11 protein-coding genes are annotated in these 16,594 nt (G+C 41.6%); 4 read left to right on the top strand and 7 right to left on the bottom strand.

All coding sequences use genetic code 11. The features are described from left to right. Positions 1-9 precede the first annotated feature (9 nt). Positions 10-1,131: a molybdopterin-synthase adenylyltransferase MoeB gene (moeB, locus tag ACTUJY_RS03995; protein WP_463614765.1), complete on the top strand. Its 1,122-nt coding sequence runs from the start codon at positions 10-12 to the stop codon at positions 1,129-1,131. Between the two features lie 50 nt (positions 1,132-1,181). Here the strand turns inward: moeB and ACTUJY_RS04000 are convergent, their stop codons facing one another. Then, positions 1,182-2,945, bottom strand: a complete 1,764-nt coding sequence (locus ACTUJY_RS04000; RefSeq protein WP_463614766.1) for a monovalent cation:proton antiporter-2 (CPA2) family protein — start codon at positions 2,943-2,945, stop codon at positions 1,182-1,184. 294 nt (positions 2,946-3,239) lie between these two features. On the opposite strand from ACTUJY_RS04000, the gene ACTUJY_RS04005 reads away from it, so the two are divergent. Then, positions 3,240-3,947, top strand: coding sequence for a DUF2306 domain-containing protein (locus tag ACTUJY_RS04005; RefSeq protein WP_463614767.1), 708 nt, complete (start codon positions 3,240-3,242; stop codon positions 3,945-3,947). Between the two features lie 291 nt (positions 3,948-4,238). Here ACTUJY_RS04005 and ACTUJY_RS04010 read toward each other — a convergent pair whose 3' ends face one another. From ACTUJY_RS04010 to ACTUJY_RS04030, 5 genes are all read right to left on the bottom strand, one after another. Further along, complete coding sequence (locus ACTUJY_RS04010; protein ID WP_463614768.1) at positions 4,239-6,272, bottom strand: TonB-dependent receptor plug domain-containing protein; 2,034 nt, start codon at positions 6,270-6,272, stop codon at positions 4,239-4,241. A 239-nt stretch (positions 6,273-6,511) separates the two neighbouring features. After that, positions 6,512-7,603, bottom strand: a complete 1,092-nt coding sequence (locus ACTUJY_RS04015; RefSeq protein ID WP_463614769.1) for an efflux RND transporter periplasmic adaptor subunit — start codon at positions 7,601-7,603, stop codon at positions 6,512-6,514. A gap of 17 nt (positions 7,604-7,620) precedes the next feature. Continuing rightward, positions 7,621-10,725, bottom strand: a complete 3,105-nt coding sequence (locus ACTUJY_RS04020) for an efflux RND transporter permease subunit (RefSeq protein WP_463614770.1) — start codon at positions 10,723-10,725, stop codon at positions 7,621-7,623. Positions 10,726-11,063: 338 nt separating this feature from the next. Beyond that, entirely contained in the window at positions 11,064-11,861 is a 798-nt protein-coding gene (locus ACTUJY_RS04025) for a LytR/AlgR family response regulator transcription factor (RefSeq protein ID WP_463614771.1), read from the bottom strand. A 16-nt stretch (positions 11,862-11,877) separates the two neighbouring features. Continuing rightward, the gene (locus ACTUJY_RS04030) at positions 11,878-12,945 is read right to left on the bottom strand and encodes a sensor histidine kinase (RefSeq protein WP_463614772.1); all 1,068 of its coding nucleotides are present in this window, start codon (positions 12,943-12,945) and stop codon (positions 11,878-11,880) included. Positions 12,946-13,151: 206 nt separating this feature from the next. Here ACTUJY_RS04030 and msrA point away from each other — a divergent pair, with 206 nt between their 5' ends. Together msrA and ACTUJY_RS04040 are read left to right on the top strand one after the other, a co-directional pair. After that, positions 13,152-14,516: a peptide-methionine (S)-S-oxide reductase MsrA gene (msrA, locus tag ACTUJY_RS04035; protein WP_463614773.1), complete on the top strand. Its 1,365-nt coding sequence runs from the start codon at positions 13,152-13,154 to the stop codon at positions 14,514-14,516. 134 nt (positions 14,517-14,650) lie between these two features. Then, positions 14,651-15,700 (top strand): helix-turn-helix transcriptional regulator, encoded by a 1,050-nt coding sequence (locus ACTUJY_RS04040; RefSeq protein ID WP_463614774.1) that lies wholly within the window; start codon positions 14,651-14,653, stop codon positions 15,698-15,700. A 64-nt stretch (positions 15,701-15,764) separates the two neighbouring features. Here the strand turns inward: ACTUJY_RS04040 and ACTUJY_RS04045 are convergent, their stop codons facing one another. After that, complete coding sequence (locus ACTUJY_RS04045; protein ID WP_463614775.1) at positions 15,765-16,556, bottom strand: VOC family protein; 792 nt, start codon at positions 16,554-16,556, stop codon at positions 15,765-15,767. Positions 16,557-16,594 lie beyond the last annotated feature (38 nt).

Consider the following 16,594-nt stretch of genomic DNA (forward strand, 5'->3'; position numbering starts at 1 on the left):
TCGGTTATTATGAAAGAACCTAGCACAACGTTTTCGGCGGCCGAATGGTTACGCTACACCCGCCATATTCAATTGCCTCAAGTCGGTGTGACAGGTCAAACCAAACTTAAGCAATCGAACGTATTGATTGTTGGTGCCGGAGGTCTTGGATCGCCGGTTTCTCTTTATCTCGCGGCAGCGGGCGTTGGTGAAATCACACTGGTTGATGGTGATGTGGTGGACACCACTAACCTGCAACGACAAATTCTTTTCAGCTGCGATCACGTTGGAAAGTCTAAAGCCGAATGCGGTAAAGAACGGCTGCTTGCGTTAAACCCTGAAATTAAAGTAAGTGCCATTCCTGAACATTTCACTTTAAACAATGCAAGAACATTAGTCGAAGCGGCCGATTTGGTTTTGGATTGCACCGATAATTTTGCTACCCGTTATTTAATCAATGATGTGTGCGCGCAGCTAAAAAAACCTTGGGTATTCGCCAGTGTTTTCCATTTTTCCGGCCAATGTGCCTTATTTGTTCCCGGCGACAACAATGCTTGTTTTCGTTGCTTATTCCCTGATACCCCCACCGAAGTTCCTGACTGCAATGCTGCCGGTGTTCTTGGTGTGTTACCCGGAATGCTTGGTCTATTCCAAGCGAATGAAGCGATTAAATTTTTAGTCGGCTTACCTACCCCGTTAAAAAATACGCTCATGCTTATTGAAGCGGTTGATTTAACTTTTCGAAAAATTAAGTTAACGCAAAACAGCGAATGTGTGATTTGTCAGGAACATCAAACACCCGAGCAACTTACTGAGTTTTATCAGCTTGTCTGCACATCAGATGAACCAAGTCCATTAGAAATCAGTTGTCAGCAATTCGAAGCATTAAAAACATCAGATGACAATTTCGTGTTGGATGTTCGTACCGATGCGGAACGCAGTGCTTTTCATATTGGCGGTGAACATATTCCGCTGTCAGAACTCGAAAAAGAACATTCCTTGTTAAATCAAGAAAAAGTCATTCTATGTTATTGCCAATCGGGTGTCCGCAGTTTGAAGGCGGCGAAGCTACTGTCGGAATTAGGTTACAAAACCAAAAGTATGCAGAGTGGTTTAGCGGGCTGGTTAAAAGCGATCTCACAAGAATCGTAAGCCTGTATTGAAGGCTAAATGCTTAAAGTACCTCGCCAACGAAGCAGTACTTATTGGGCACTCTGATCTTGATTAAATAACCGCTCCAAATCCGATCGGCCTTTGCGCCCCATTTCGATCAGCTTATCAATATCTCCTCGATGCTCTAAAGTCTCTTCAATCATTGCCGTATCATGATCTCTGAAGTCTTCAACAACCCGACTTGCTTCGCTGCTTGAATAACCAACGGCACCAAGCGTTAAACTCGCCGCCTCCAAACTTCCGGAAAATATTTCTCGAACGACATGGTCTGCTTCGGCCGCCCGTAATGCCCAATAAGCCGAGCGATTGCGAGCTCTTGAAATAATCGTAACTTCAGAAAAGTGATGACGAATTAACTTAACGATCAACTCGCATTGAACGGGGTCATCGATGGCGACTAATACAACTTTTGTATGCGATATTCCAGCAGCTTGTAACACATCCAAACGTGTCGCATCACCGAAGTGTACTTTATTACCAAATCGCTTCACAAAATCGATATGCTCTGCATCTTTATCAATAGCAACAAAAGGAATTCGGTTCGCGGCTAAAATACGTCCTGTCGCTTGACCGAAACGTCCAAAGCCAAGTATTAATACTTCAGGATTGTCTGAATAACTAGGCCCCTCTCGATCTGGTTGAATAACAACTTGATCGCCAACTAACTTATCCAGCAATATCACCAAGGGCGATGTAAGTGCCATGGATAACCCAACAATTAAATTAACCTGATCGGAAACAGAAGGATCGAGTACGCCACCTTGACTGGCTTGAGACATAACCACAAATGCAAACTCGCCTCCTTGACTTAGCATAAGAGCCACTTTTAACCCTTGTTTCCAATCCACTTTCGAAATATGCATCAGTACCGCAATGACCAAGGTTTTAATTGCCATAAGACCGAATGCTAAAAGTAAGAGTATCATCGGGCTTTTTAAAAACAACTGCACATCCAGCGTCATACCAATTGCTATAAAGAATAATCCTAATGTGAGGCCTTTAAACGGTTCAATGTCACTTTCTAATTGATGTCGAAAACTTGAGTTGGCTAACATGATCCCAGCAATAAAGGCCCCCATTCCCATCGAAAGCCCTGCTTCATACATCAATACCGCCGCTCCAACCACAATCAACAAGCTTGTCGCTGTCATACTTTCTCGGTTTCCATACTGAGAAACCATTTTTAATATTGGGTTTAACGCATACCGACCGATTAACAGTAAAACAACAACCGCCGTGACACTCCAATACCATGCCGTCGCTTGTGTGGATTGCTCTGCTGACAGTGTGCTTACGAGAAAGAGAATGGGTATTACGGCTAAATCTTGTAAAAGTAAAATAGCAAAACCTCTCCGGCCAGCTGGTGATGCAATCACACCTTTTTCTGTCATAAGTTGAACCGCAAAGGCCGTCGAGGACAAAGCTAACACTAACCCAATCACTAAAGCGCCTTGTAGAGAGTCAATAATTAACACAGACAACCCCATAATAATCATGCCACTCACGACAAGTTGCCCAGCGCCCATTCCACTAATATGATGCCGCATAGACCATATTTTCTCTGGCTCTAACTCTAAGCCTACGACGAAAAGCAACAGTACAACGCCTATTTCTGAAAAGTGTAAAATATTCTGTGGATCCGACACCAAATTGAGCCCAAATGGACCAAGCAATACACCAGCGACCAGGTAACCAAGAATGGCTCCTAACTTGAGGCGACGAAAAAGTGGAACGGCAATGACCGCTGCAGTAAGAAAAAATAAAACCGATACTAAAGGGTTATGTAGATCCATATTAAAGCCTGCTTTCGTTGAATTTTTGAGATGGCTTATTGTCACTTGACTTATTCTTAGCCAAGTATAACGAATTTTCGGACTTAGACTGACTTTTTATGTTGATTGACCAATCTTATTCAATTCGAAGTCACTGTCCTATTCGTCAACAAGTTAGTTCGTTAAACACAGTGACGTATGCTCTACCAGATTCCAAACGAAAAGAAAGGTTACATTTTAGGAACACAATGCTAGAACTTGAATGGCTTTGCTCAAGTAACATACAAAAGACAAGATTTTAAACAGGATAGTCAAATGGAATCATCGCCACTCATGCTCTTACACGTTTTAACTGGGGGAGTATCTGTAATAGCAGGTATGCTCGCATTATTGAGTAAAAAGGGGACTACTTTACATCGTAAGGCAGGCAATACATTTTTCTGTTTCATGATGGTAATGGCGACAACAGGCTCAGTTATAGCGTATCAATTATCAATGACACTTGTATTACTGGCCGGTATTTTTACGGGTTATTTAGTGGTCACTTCTTGGGTGACAATAAAAAGGAAGAACAATAAGGCAGGCATGATTGATTATTTTGCCTTTATCACTGTCGTGGGATTAAGCTTAACATGTTTTTACTTAGGGCATACGGCATTGAACAATGAACCTAAACAGTTCGCTGGATACCCACCTGAACCTTACTTTTTTTTCGGCGTACTCGCCTTAATTGCCGGTTTACTAGACCTAAACTTTATTCTTATAAAAGTACTCAATGGACCTCACCGTATCGCAAGGCATTTATGGCGCATGAGCTTTGCCCTCTATATCGCATCAGGTTCACTTTTTACCGGCCCTGGTGCCAGCGTTTTCCCTGAGCGATTGCAGGGTACCGTTTTTCTCTCTATGCCGGAAATGATTGTAATATTGCTCATGCTCTATGGGTTAGTCAGAGTTTTGTTACTTAAAAAGCTAAAAGCCTTGTATTACCGAATATTAAACTCGAGTAAGGAAATGACTTAACTGAAAAACCCAATTTAACGTAAAGCGCTATTGTTTAATTTATTGAGTAAAAACGCTCTATAACTTTAAAAGTTAATTAACACACCGTTGTAGTTAATTTTAGAACGCACTGTTTTAACTGTACGTTCTCATGTATGTATTTTTAGAGCGAGTTCAGAATCTCCAAATGTTTTTTAAGAACTCAAATTGAAAACTTAAGATTAATTATCGACAAAAACATACACCAAATCGCTAGAAAATTAACAATAAAATATAATATGCGCTGTTTAATAAGGATAATTCAGCGCTTATTCAAAATGAATAAGCAACCTCAACACTGGTTGATCTTCCAGGCCATTCCAAATCATAACCATCGGGTTTATCCGCAGGCGGCGAATAAAACTGACTGTCCGCTAAGTTTCTTATTTTAAGCGAAAAAGTAAAACTATTTAAAGGGGTCCAGTGAGCAACAAAGTCAAATCGATGAAACGCATCGTTATTTTTTCGGTCTTGAAAGATAGGATCCACATCATCTTGGTAAATTTCACTGACTTTTCGTTCACTCATATAAAGCCAGTTAATACCCATTTTCCAATTATCACTTGCCTCATAACCAAGTGTTGCATTAAGCGTATTGTCAGCCAGATATCTTAAATCCTCTTTATTGGGATTAAACAATTGAGGATCATCCAGAGTTATACTCGAGTCAATAGCACCAATTTTTTGAGTTGCATCAAATAGATGTGAAAATCCCGCTGATATTTGAATTCTTTCGGTTGGGAAAAAGCGCCAAACTAACTCAATACCGGTCACAACAACTTCATCAGCATTAATGGCATACTCGTCATCGATACTTCTATCGCCATTTGGCGTTGAAATAGTAGCTACATTCAGCTCTTTAATAAAATCTTCATATTGGTTCCTAAATAGCGTTATGTTTGTATCACTTCTCGCTCCTTTATATCCCAATTGAAATTCAAGTGTTTGTAAATGTTCGGGTTCTAATTCAGAATTAAAGGCAGTGATATCAATGTACTCGCGATATGTCGGTACACGGTACGCGGTACCTATTAGTGCTTTGGCATAATATCGTTCACTAACATAAGTTAAACCCAATCGATAATTTAACTCATCGTCGAAGTCCGACTGTACATCGTAACGTATTCCCGACGTGAATGTCATTTTATCGCTGAGTGACCACATATCTTGTGCAAACAAGCCAAAAGTATTCCGTGAAATTCCTGATTCGCTCAAGTTAATACTTTGTTCAAATGCTGGAAATAAATCGAAAGCAGATATTCCATCTTCCTCATCTTGTTGAAAGGAAACGCCTGCAACCAACACATGTTCATCAAACGTTTGCGAGTAATCTAAATCCACTCCCATTAGTACAGTATCTAAAACTTCTAGCTCAATTGAATCAAGAGCACCACCATCGGTAAATTCAGACTCTTGTTTGCTATATTCATACTTTTCATAATAGGCAAGTACATTTAAGTTTGCCCCGTTTTCAAAAGTATCTTGATACCTCCCAGAAACATAAAACGGCTTTCTATGATGTGTGCGATATCGTCCCGCTTTTCGGAACGTATCCGCATGTTCATAATCGGTAAAGCTAATACTTCCCGATAGCTTTTCTCCTTTTAAAGAAAGGTAAGCTGTTTTTCTTTTTGCGTCATGCGGGTGAGCATAGGGTTCGCCAGTTACCTTAAGTTCAGGTTTGAAACCATCGGTCTCATAATAATCGGCATAGCCATACCCCCATTCTCCATCAAACTGAGCGCCTGCTTTGTATGTTTTGTAAGTTCCAGAACTCGCACGTACTGCTCGCCCAGAGCTTTTTGTTGTTATACTAACTACTCCAGCAAATGCATTTGCACCATATAACACACTCCCCGGTCCATTAATAACCTCTACTCGTTCAATGTACTCGAGTGGAAACATGTCATCTATTGCGCTGTGTCCATAATAACTGTCTCGCATTGGAACACCATCAATGAGCCATAAGACTTTACTGTTATAACGTGATTGAACACCTCGAATCCAGGCCAACTGGTGTCCAGCTCGATATTGCTGTACTTGAATTCCAGGAACCTGATTTAACAATTCTAATAAAGTAGAAAATCCTTGCTGTTCAATGACATCTCTCGTAAATACCCTAACAACGCTGGGAGCCTTTTGAATTGAAACTCCAGCGGTTTTAGTCGCTGATGAAACCTCTATGTTTAAGAGATCTTCAAGAGATATACTTGAAAAAGTGTCGTCTTCCTGTGCGACTGAAAATGTTGAAAATACCAGGGTAGCGTACAACAGTATCGCTCTTTTAGACGTTTTTGAGATGTGCATGATAGAAGTCCTTAATATGCCGCTGAAATGCCCACAAACTCCTTCGAGTTTAGAACATATGACGAGAACTTCCATTGCTTAGCGTTTGTTTACCGCGCACTTCTGAAGATCTTCACGCTTCATTTAAATGAATTATTTTCTCAATGAGTGATGTGAATATCTGTCATTTTTGTACTAGATCGATGAGATAATATAAAAATTATAAAATAAATAAAAAACTAGAATTCTATACTTGCGCATTAATGCCCCTGCAGAACATGATTAACCACTTCTAATTTAAGCTGCGGCTCATTTAACAACCTGACTTTTTGACCTTCTTTTAAACTTTCCGCTCCGCGAACAATCACCATTTCACCGTCACTCAACTGGCCTTCAACTGAGATCCTCTCACCAACACCGCTACCTGTTTTAACCGGTACTTTACGTGTGGTTAATTCCTTTTCATCCACAACCAATACAAACTGCTCTCGGTCGCGAAGTATTAATGCATCTCTGGAAATGGTTGTAGTAATATCCGGTGACTGCCGAGGGAGGTTGACTTTAACAGGCATTCCCGAAAGTAAATTCAATTGATCCGCATTAATTCTTAACTCATAAGTACGTGACGATAAATCGCCCGCGGGGCTCCAGGTACGAACCGGTAACATGACTGGCTTTTCGTTTATACTGACTTCAAGTTCCAAATCTTTTTCGATATAAGATACCGTAGTAAGCGGTGCGCGAACAACAATGTCTAAACGGTGTGTATCAACAATTTGTACTACGGACTCACCTTGTCGAATATATTCCCCCGATTGAACAAATCGCTGAGTCACTTTTCCCGCAAATGGCGCCACTACCGATGCTTTCTCCAGTTGTAATTCGGTTTGTTTGATTTGCCAGTTAAGCGCGGCAATTTCTTCTTTGGCTACATTGAGGTCTCTTACTGTCCTTTCGTATTCATTTTTTGCGGCCGTTTGTTGCAATACCAATTTTTCCATGCGCAATTTTTGTTTTTCCAGATAGTCTAAATTGGCAGAAAGCTGTCGATAACGCGCTTTTTGTTCGGCCAGTACCAACTTGTTCATATCGGCATTTATCTCGGCCAGTACTTGCCCTTCAGTTACGACTTCGCCTATATCAACCACCCACTTCAATCGACCACTTTGCTCCGATGCAATATCGGATACATTGCGATTCATTACATTACCGGGAACGGTTACTATAGGAGATACGTATTCTAAAGAAACCTTATTGACATCCACTAAGGGCTCGGATGAGCCATTTTCTGCCGCGCTTAACCAATTTGCAAAAAGCAGTAACCCCATGGTTTTAACGGTTCGAATTTTCATTGATAAATCTCCTTAACCTATGCGACTTGTTCTAATGTCGTATCTTTCGGATTGGAATGACGTTGAGTCGATAGTACTTTCATTCCTGCTTCACCAAATCGAAGTAAACAAGGCAAAAGCACTATGGTGAATAATGTACTGATAGAAAGCCCGCCGACAATAACAGCAGCCATTCCCCGATAGATCACACTACCGTCACCAGGCATCAATAACAGGGGTAACATTCCAAATAAGCTTGTGAGTGAACTCATAAAAATGGGGCGAAGGCGAACTCGTAATGCCTGCTCTACGGCGTGATGACGACTGATGCCTTCACGCTCAGCTTGTCGCGTTTGATGCACCAATAGAATCGCATTGTTCACAACCAAACCCAGTAGTATAACGAAACCAATCATGGTGAGTAGGTCCAGCGGCTGAAAGGTAATCAGATTTAAAATACGCAACGACAATACACCACCTACCGTTGCTAACGGAATGGCTAACAACACTAATCCGGAATCCTTGATTGATTTGAATAACGCTGACATCAATAAAAATAGAATCACAAAAGCCAGTATAAAATTTTGCCCCATAGTAGTGATGGCTTTTTCCAATTGATCAGCGCTTCCGCCGTAAAGTAAGTTCGAATCTTCCGGTAAAAGGTTGTGTAACTTGGGTTCCACTTCCGTTTTTAAGGAACGAATTGTTTCTTCCAGCGACCATCCATCTGGCGGATTCACATTTAATGTTATGGTTCTATGGCCATCAATACGGCGTACACGCGTTGGTCCCACTGAACGAAATATTTCCGTCAACTTACCCAATGAAACGATATTTCCTGTTGGTGTTACTAAAGGCACTCCAGATAAAACTTCAGGACTGTCCCAACTTTGACTGCGGAAAATCATATCGAGACGTTGTTCACCGTCAAAATACTCACCAACAAAAAGACCATCACCTAATGCTCGTACAATGGTACCCAATTCCCGTCGCGTCCACCCTTGCTCTAAAATAGCGTCATCTTTAGGTGTTAATAACAGCTCCGGTTCGGCTAATTGCAAGCCAGGATTCGCGCGCACATTGGCATCAGGAATGGCTTCTTTTATCCAGTCCATCGCCTGTTCCGCGGCCGCCATTATTTTGGGTGTGTCCTTACCTTGCAAATAGATAGCAACCGAACGTCCACCACCAAACCCTCCGAATAAATTGCCTTGATTCGCAAAGGATTGTGTATCGATTAAATCCACCAAAATTTCATTGCGTACTATGCCGAGCAACTCATTTACTTTAGATTGGTCTTTGGCTCTTACGCCGATAGTGCCACCCCAGCTACCAATTAAAATGTAATAGTTTTTAAGCGCCGGTTGCTTTTCTCCTGCCATATAGGGAGCTAAGCGCTCAACAATGGGTTCCACAACGTCGTTTTCAATGGTTGCCAAATTAACACCCGGAGCAAATTGAAAAAAAGCATCCACCGCGTCACGTTTTACCGGTGGCAAATAGTCCAGTTTTGGAAGCGCAAGCCAGGTAACCACTAAGGGAACTGAAATCATAGAGGTTGCTAATATCCAACGCTTTTTAGAAGTGCTAGTCAAGCACATCACCCAGTGGGTTATGGCATTCCATACTTTAACATGAGGATCTTTTAATGCGCTTTCTTTTAACCAAAACTTTGAAAGCACAGGCAGCAAAGTGACCGCAACGATCAACGAAATGGAAACAGCAATGGCAATGGTTAGCGCCAAATCACCAAACAGTTGACCTTCTATATCCTTTAGAAAAAAAACCGGTAGAAATATAGCAACTGTGGTCGCGGTAGAAGCTAATAGAGCTCCCCAAACTTGAGTGGCTCCTTGCTCCGCACTTTCAGATTTTTTCTTTCCCTGTTCACGCAATCGAATAATATTTTCTAAAACAACAATAGCGGCATCAAGCACCATTCCGGTAGCAAAAGCCAAACCCGCCATCGAAATAACATTTAGTGAACGCCCTGTGATTTCTAATACTATAAACGTTGCTAAGAGCGATGCCGGTATGGCAACGGCAACAATGAGTGTTGCGCGAAATCGTCGAATAAACAACCATAAAACACCAATCGCGAGCATCATACCGATTAAAAGGTTGCTGGAAACCAAATTGATGGCTCGATAAATAAATATCGAAGCATCAAAAGATTGCACCATCACCAGGTTTCGTTGCGCCAGCAAATCGTCATTGATTCTTTCAATTTCCGCTTTTACATTGTTCAAGGTGTCTAATACGTTGGCACCGGATTCTTTATTGATTCGAATGGAGAATGCCGGATTGCCATTTTGCACCGATAAATCAGTACGATCACTTCGAGCAACAGTCACTTCGGCAACATCCTTCAGTTTTACCGGCGTTCCGTTTCGCCATTCTAGAACAAGGTCACCCAATTGTTCCGGATCGTACTTACCGTTAAATCGCAGCGTATATTGACGGCGGCCAATATCGATAAAACCACCCGACACATCGTTCGAGCCCGAAACACGATGGATAATGGCAGGAATTTGCAACCCGTATTCAGCGACTTTATAAGGTTCAAACCGAATTTGGAGTTGCTCCTGGCTCGAAACCGAACCAATTTCAACACCGGCGACACCTTCTATGGATTCTATTCGTGGGCGAATAACATTCATAACCATCGACGTATGATTTTCAATATCATCAGTATTTCCCGGAAGCGCTTGCAAAAAGAAATACGTGAGCGCTTCACTTCCACCTCCAAATCCACCTAACATAATACGAGGAGGCAGCGCATCACGCGGCAAGTTTTGCAACCGCGTCATTCGACTTATGACTTCCATCAAGGTCTTGTTCATATCGGTGTCAATATCGAACTGCAAATTGATCCACGACACGCCTCGATTGGCATTAGCCTCCAAACTCGTTAATCCGGGAATGCCTCTTAAAATTTCTTCCTGCGGCTCTATAATTTCTGACTCGACTTCTTTAGGAGACGCGGCGCGCCATAAAGTTTGAATGGAAATTTGCGGACGTTCGATATCGGGGAAAAGTTGTATGGGTAATTGGTTTAAACTGATTATTCCGAAAAGCAAAAGTAGACAAACGATCACGGCCAAACCGGCGGGATTCTTTAGTGCTTTTTCAGTGAGTCTCATCACCCATCGTCCTATTAGTCATTCTCAACGAATAGGTTAGCAATTCCTGATTATCGCCCCTATCAATTTGAGTTTAGTTGAGGTGATAATTCGACGAGTTGACGAGTCACGCTGTTCTAGAAACATTCCGACATATTTTGAAAAGAATAATTTACAATTTGGTCGAAAATAATTTCAAAATCCTTTGAACTGACATCCTATTTATAGAAGGCATCGAAATTTTTACCTACATAAAGGTACATAAATAAAATGACACCTTAAGCTCCTTGAGCTTGAGATTGGAATCACTAGGTAAGTATAACAAAAAACGAATAGCATTAACTAACGAGCGCTACCCACTATAAAAAGTGCTTTATCTTATCTCTATAGCTTCGGCTCATCTTAAGTTTCACACCACCTTTTAATACAAGAAAATACTCGCTATTAATATGCGAGCACACTTTCTCAACAAGGCTCAAGTTTACAATAGTCGAACGATGTATGCGTTGAAAAATGTCAGGATCCAGTTGTGCTTCCAATTGTTTTAAAGTACTGCGCAGGACATGCACATTATCATTCGCATGAATGCACATATAGTCACCTGCCGCTTCAATCCATTGAATTTCGTCTGTTTTTACAAAGTTAATTTCGCCGCGATCTTTAATGGTGATTTTTTCCGGAAACGATTTTGCTCCTTTTTCAGATTCATTATTCAATCGAACCGGCTCTTCCCCGGTAATGTGAGTGATCAAATCCATCAACCTGTTTTTCTCGTTCACTGCGCCTTCGCGCTCAAGGTAATGCTGCGCCCTTGTTACCGCTCGAGCCAATCGTTCGTCATCCACAGGCTTTAATACATAATCCACCGCATGCACTTCAAAGGCATCCACCGCATACTGATCAAATGCAGTAACAAATACAACCAAGGGCATATCATCTCCCTGCATGGCTTTAACCACGTCAAAACCATTCAAACCGGGCATTTGTATATCCAGAAACATCAAATCCGGTTGGTGTTCTGCGATTGAGGCTAATGCTTCTTTGCCATTTCGGCATTCCGCAATTATGTCGATATTCGGGTATTCTTTTAATCGCAAAGTTAATCCGCGACGTGCCAGCGATTCATCATCAACGATTATGGCTTTTATATTGGACATAAATACAAGTTCTTAGCTATTTTGTTTCGTATGGAATGCGAATGTTCACCTGCAATCCGCAAGGTTCGCGATTTACCAGCTCAAAGGCATGCTTATCGCCGTAAAGTTCTGCTAACCGCTCTTGTGTATTACGAACGCCTACTCCACGTCCATTAGGAATTTGCCCATTCACCAGCTTGACACCTGGACCATCATCACTGATCTCCATCAGCAGTTCATTGGCAAACACTTTTGCACGAATGGAAATCGTCCCTCCGGTTTCTGACTCGGCAATCGCGTATTTAATTGAGTTTTCAACCATAGGTTGGAGCAATAAACTGGGAATAAGTGCAATATTAGCTTTTTCATCAATATCAAACTCCAAAACTAATCGCTCTTCGAACCGAACTTTCTCAATATCGAGATAGAGCCGTAACGCACTCACCTCCTGAGCCAATGTCACTTTAAGCATAGGATCATTGTCCAATGAATACCGCAAAAAGTTTGACAATCGTGTCACCATATCATTAGCCTGTGTGCTATTTTTTTCCAAAATAAGCGTTGAAATGGCATTCAAAGTGTTGAATAAGAAGTGTGGGTTCAGCTGGTACCGCAACATTTTTAACTGAGCCTGATGCGCTAACGATTTTGCTTTTAGCGCTTTTTGCGTGGCCTCCTGTAATCCCTGATAAAATTTAAAGCCAAAATAAAGCGCACTCCAACTGATAAACACATAAAAAATATGCGTAATCCCCTTAAAGTACTTCATGAAATAAGGTGGGGTATATCCATTTTCGTAAACTTGCCATAAAAACACATTACTGATTGTAACCAGAATAGCCGCGCACAAATAGGAGCCTGCCAATACAGCAATTAATCGTATCACTGCGTGTTGATGCCAAACCTTTTGGTACAGTCGACGCAACATCAAACAGATTAAAAAACCACACGTTGCTGCAAACACACGATAACCAAAGAGCCCCCATTGTTCACCCCAATAACGACCCGCCAGATAGGAGGTGAGCGCCCACCCTAACCAACCGGTCGAATTAAGGAACCAAAACAACGCGTTTTTATTGTCAAAGAGTTGATTTAACTTTTTCATCGTCGACTTATCTTCATCATAGCTCTGACAGTATATCGAATATCAAGCAGGCTCCCAAAGTCATTGGTCTTATATATGTTTCGTTTCAACGTGTTATTGAAAGGTTTATACGGTGGTTCTTAAAATATTGTGCAATCTCACTGAAACAATCGCCTGTTATCGGACTCTTATTGATATAAACCCTTTTAGCTACGAGACGTATCTCTATGAAATTAAAGCCGTATTTATTGTTTTTACTGGTGTTATTGTCGGTTATTTACTTGTCGGCAAATTTTAATTTTGCCGAGTCGTCGAAGCCTGAACAATTTCAAAAAGCACTCAGCCAAGAATTGAATGTTACGGAAGGGGATAATAACTCAAAGTTCAATCGAGGCATTCCCGCAACCAGCCATCTGGATTTCATCGTACTGGGTGCGGGTTGTTTTTGGGGCGCAGAAAAGCGTTACCAAGCGATTCCCGGAGTGGTAAGTGCTATATCCGGTTATGCAGGCGGAAAAAATATAGCGCCAACGTACCGAGAGATTACGAAACGTCACAATCGTATGAACCCAGACAATCACGCTGAGGTAGTGAAAGTGAACTATAACACTTCCGTTGTAAGCCTCGAGCAAATTTTAAAAGTGTATTTCGAAGCACATGATCCGACACAAGTTAATCGACAAGGCAATGACATTGGTACTCAGTACCGGTCGATCATATTAACCCGCGACGAAAAGCAGGAAGTTATCGCTCGCAAAATTATGAATGAATACCAAAACTTGCTACGCGCAGAAAATTACGGTGATATTGCCACAACAATTGAACCTCTGGTCGAGTTTTTTCCGGCAGAAGAATACCATCAGGATTACCTTATAAAAAATCCAAACGGTTATTGTCCGGATCATTCCACTGGCGTCACGTTTGCCTCTACCCGCTCTCATAAAAATGCTATCGATAATTCAACATTAATGACGGGAAAACAAATTGTAGTGATCGAATCTGAAAATTACTGTCCCTATTGCGAAAAATTCAAAGAAACCGTTGCTAAAAATTATCAAGGAAACATTCCCCTGAATTTTCGTCTAGCCAATCAGCTCAACGAACTTACCATAAAAACTGAAACCTGGGCCACGCCAACGGTTATATTTCTGGAAGAAGGCAAAGAAGTGTATGCATTTCGTGGTTACATGCCACCAGAGAGTTTTTACAAAGCACTAGGACTTTTTAAATTGGGTATTAGCGAAGCTTTTAATGTTGCTTTTAACGAAGGTACCGATAGGCCCTTTTGCAAACAGTATGATATTTTTAAAAACACACCTGATGGCGTTTTCGTTGATAAACTAAGTGGGGCTCCCTTGTTTGACACGCGTGATCGGTTTAACTCTGGCACAGGTTGGTTGTCATTTACCAAGCCTATTGAAGGTTCAGTATATGAAAAGGAAGACAATCGCTATGGTCTCAACCGTATTGAAATTCGAGCAACGACATCTGACATTCATCTTGGCCATGTGTTTCACGACGGTCCCAATGGTATGCCACGTTATTGTATTAATGCTACCGTTTTGGAATTCGTACCAAGGCATGAGACTTAAAGAACGGCTAGCCGAAGCATTGCTCATTTAATCTCACAAGCTTATATAACGACGTATCACATTGTGTGAATATTACACAACCTATATACTGAGATACCAGCTACACTTATTGCAAGCCTATAAAAAGAAAGATTATGACGCTTGTAACAGCACCCCAAACAATAAAGAGCAAATACGGTATCACCTTTGTGGATGCCATGCTCAATAGTCTACCTATTGCATCGCATCAACTTTTTGAGCATACATCGCTGACCCCACAAAAATTGCAATCGCCTCATTCCGTTTTCAGTATTGAAACCTTACTGCAAATGGGTCGCAATATCATACGTTATGTAAAGCGACCCAATCCCGGATTGTATGTGGGTCATCACCTCGATATCTCCATGTTGCAAGAACTAGCACTGGTGTTAATCAGCAGTCAGGATATCTGGCAGTCATTTCAATTTGTAGCAGAAAAAATTAACAAAAAATTCTGTCCGCTACAGCTTAATCTCAGTGAGCATCAGGAATACGGTAAAATAGAATTACAACTCGATAACGAACCAGAAAGATTGCATCAGTTTTTTGTTGAAATGAGCTTTTCTTACATAAATAACCTGATTCTATTTTTAAAGTTGCCCAAAGCTTACTTGGTGGAATTTCACTTTAAACATTCGATCGATTTAACCGCATTACAACAGTGTCACATTCAAACGGTACTGAGTTCAAACTCGAATAAAATCTTGATCCCACCACAATTATTACATTTATCGTCGCCACTCGCCGATCGCCATACTTGGAGCTCAGCACAACAACTTTGCAATCCAAAGCACTCATCCACAAAAGCCGAAGAATATTTTCAGGATAAAATTAAATTGCTTTTGAAAGGCTGTGAACAACAGTTACCAACGCTAGACATTGTAGCGGAACAGTTATTTACCACACCATGGACCATCAGTCGCAAGCTCAAAAAAGAAGGCACGTCGTTTCAACTATTGGTCGATGAAATTCGAATTCAGCGGTCATCGCATTTATTGCTCAATTCTGAACTGAAAATTTGTGATATCGCACGACAATTAGGTTACAGCGACGTATCCAGCTTTCGACGCGCATTTAAGCGATGGTTTGGCCAATCACCACGACTGTTTCGCGATCAATATTTTGATAGAAAAGGCGCTCGCCAAAATCTAACTCTACCGACGTAACTTCAGTAGCAAATTACGCGGATTAGGCTCACAAGCTTTAGAAATAAAAACACCCGTATTTACATTACGGATCCGGCGAGTTTAAATCAATAATCGAAAATACTGCACCTTGAGGATCATTTACGACGGCAAAACGGCCGACTTCCGGAATATCCGTCGCTTCAACACACACACTTCCACCCAGCAGCTTCACTTTTTCGCAATGTGCATCGGTATTTTTCACACTGAAATAATTCATCCAATGAGGTGGTACATCCCCCCATTCTTCTGTCATTTGCATCAAGCCGCCGGCCATCGCATCACCATTGAACAACATGGTGTAGTTACCCATCGACATGTTTTCCGCTTTCGCCGTCCAGCCGAACAACTCACAATAAAACTTCTCAGCGGCTTTAGCATCCGATGTCGCCAGTTCGTTCCAACACAACGTACCTGGCTCATTCACCAATTGAGCTCCCTTGTGCTGAAGGCCTTGCCACAAAGCAACTTTGGCACCTTGCGGATCTTGAATTAATGCCATTCGCCCTGCGCCTTCGATGTCGTGTGGCCCCATCAATACTTCCCCACCCAAAACGTTCACTTTTTCCAATATCGGTTCGAGCTGATCAACCGCAACATAGCTTAACCAGTTGGGTGGAATACCTTCTTTTGCTTGCTCTTCCATTAATTGATACATTGCACCAATATCCTTTCCATTGAGCTGCCACATCGTATAAGTGCCGCTAGCTCCCATAGGCATATCATTTGCACTCCACCCCATCAACTCGCCATAAAACGCTTTAGCACCTTGTGTATCACTCGTAGCAAGCTCTGGCCAGCAAAAGGTACCCTGTCGGTATTCGTTACGTTCGCCCACCGTTGTCTCCTTATTCCAACACGTAGAAAACTAAAGTA

The organism is Pleionea sp. WD8-19 (genome assembly GCF_055326765.1).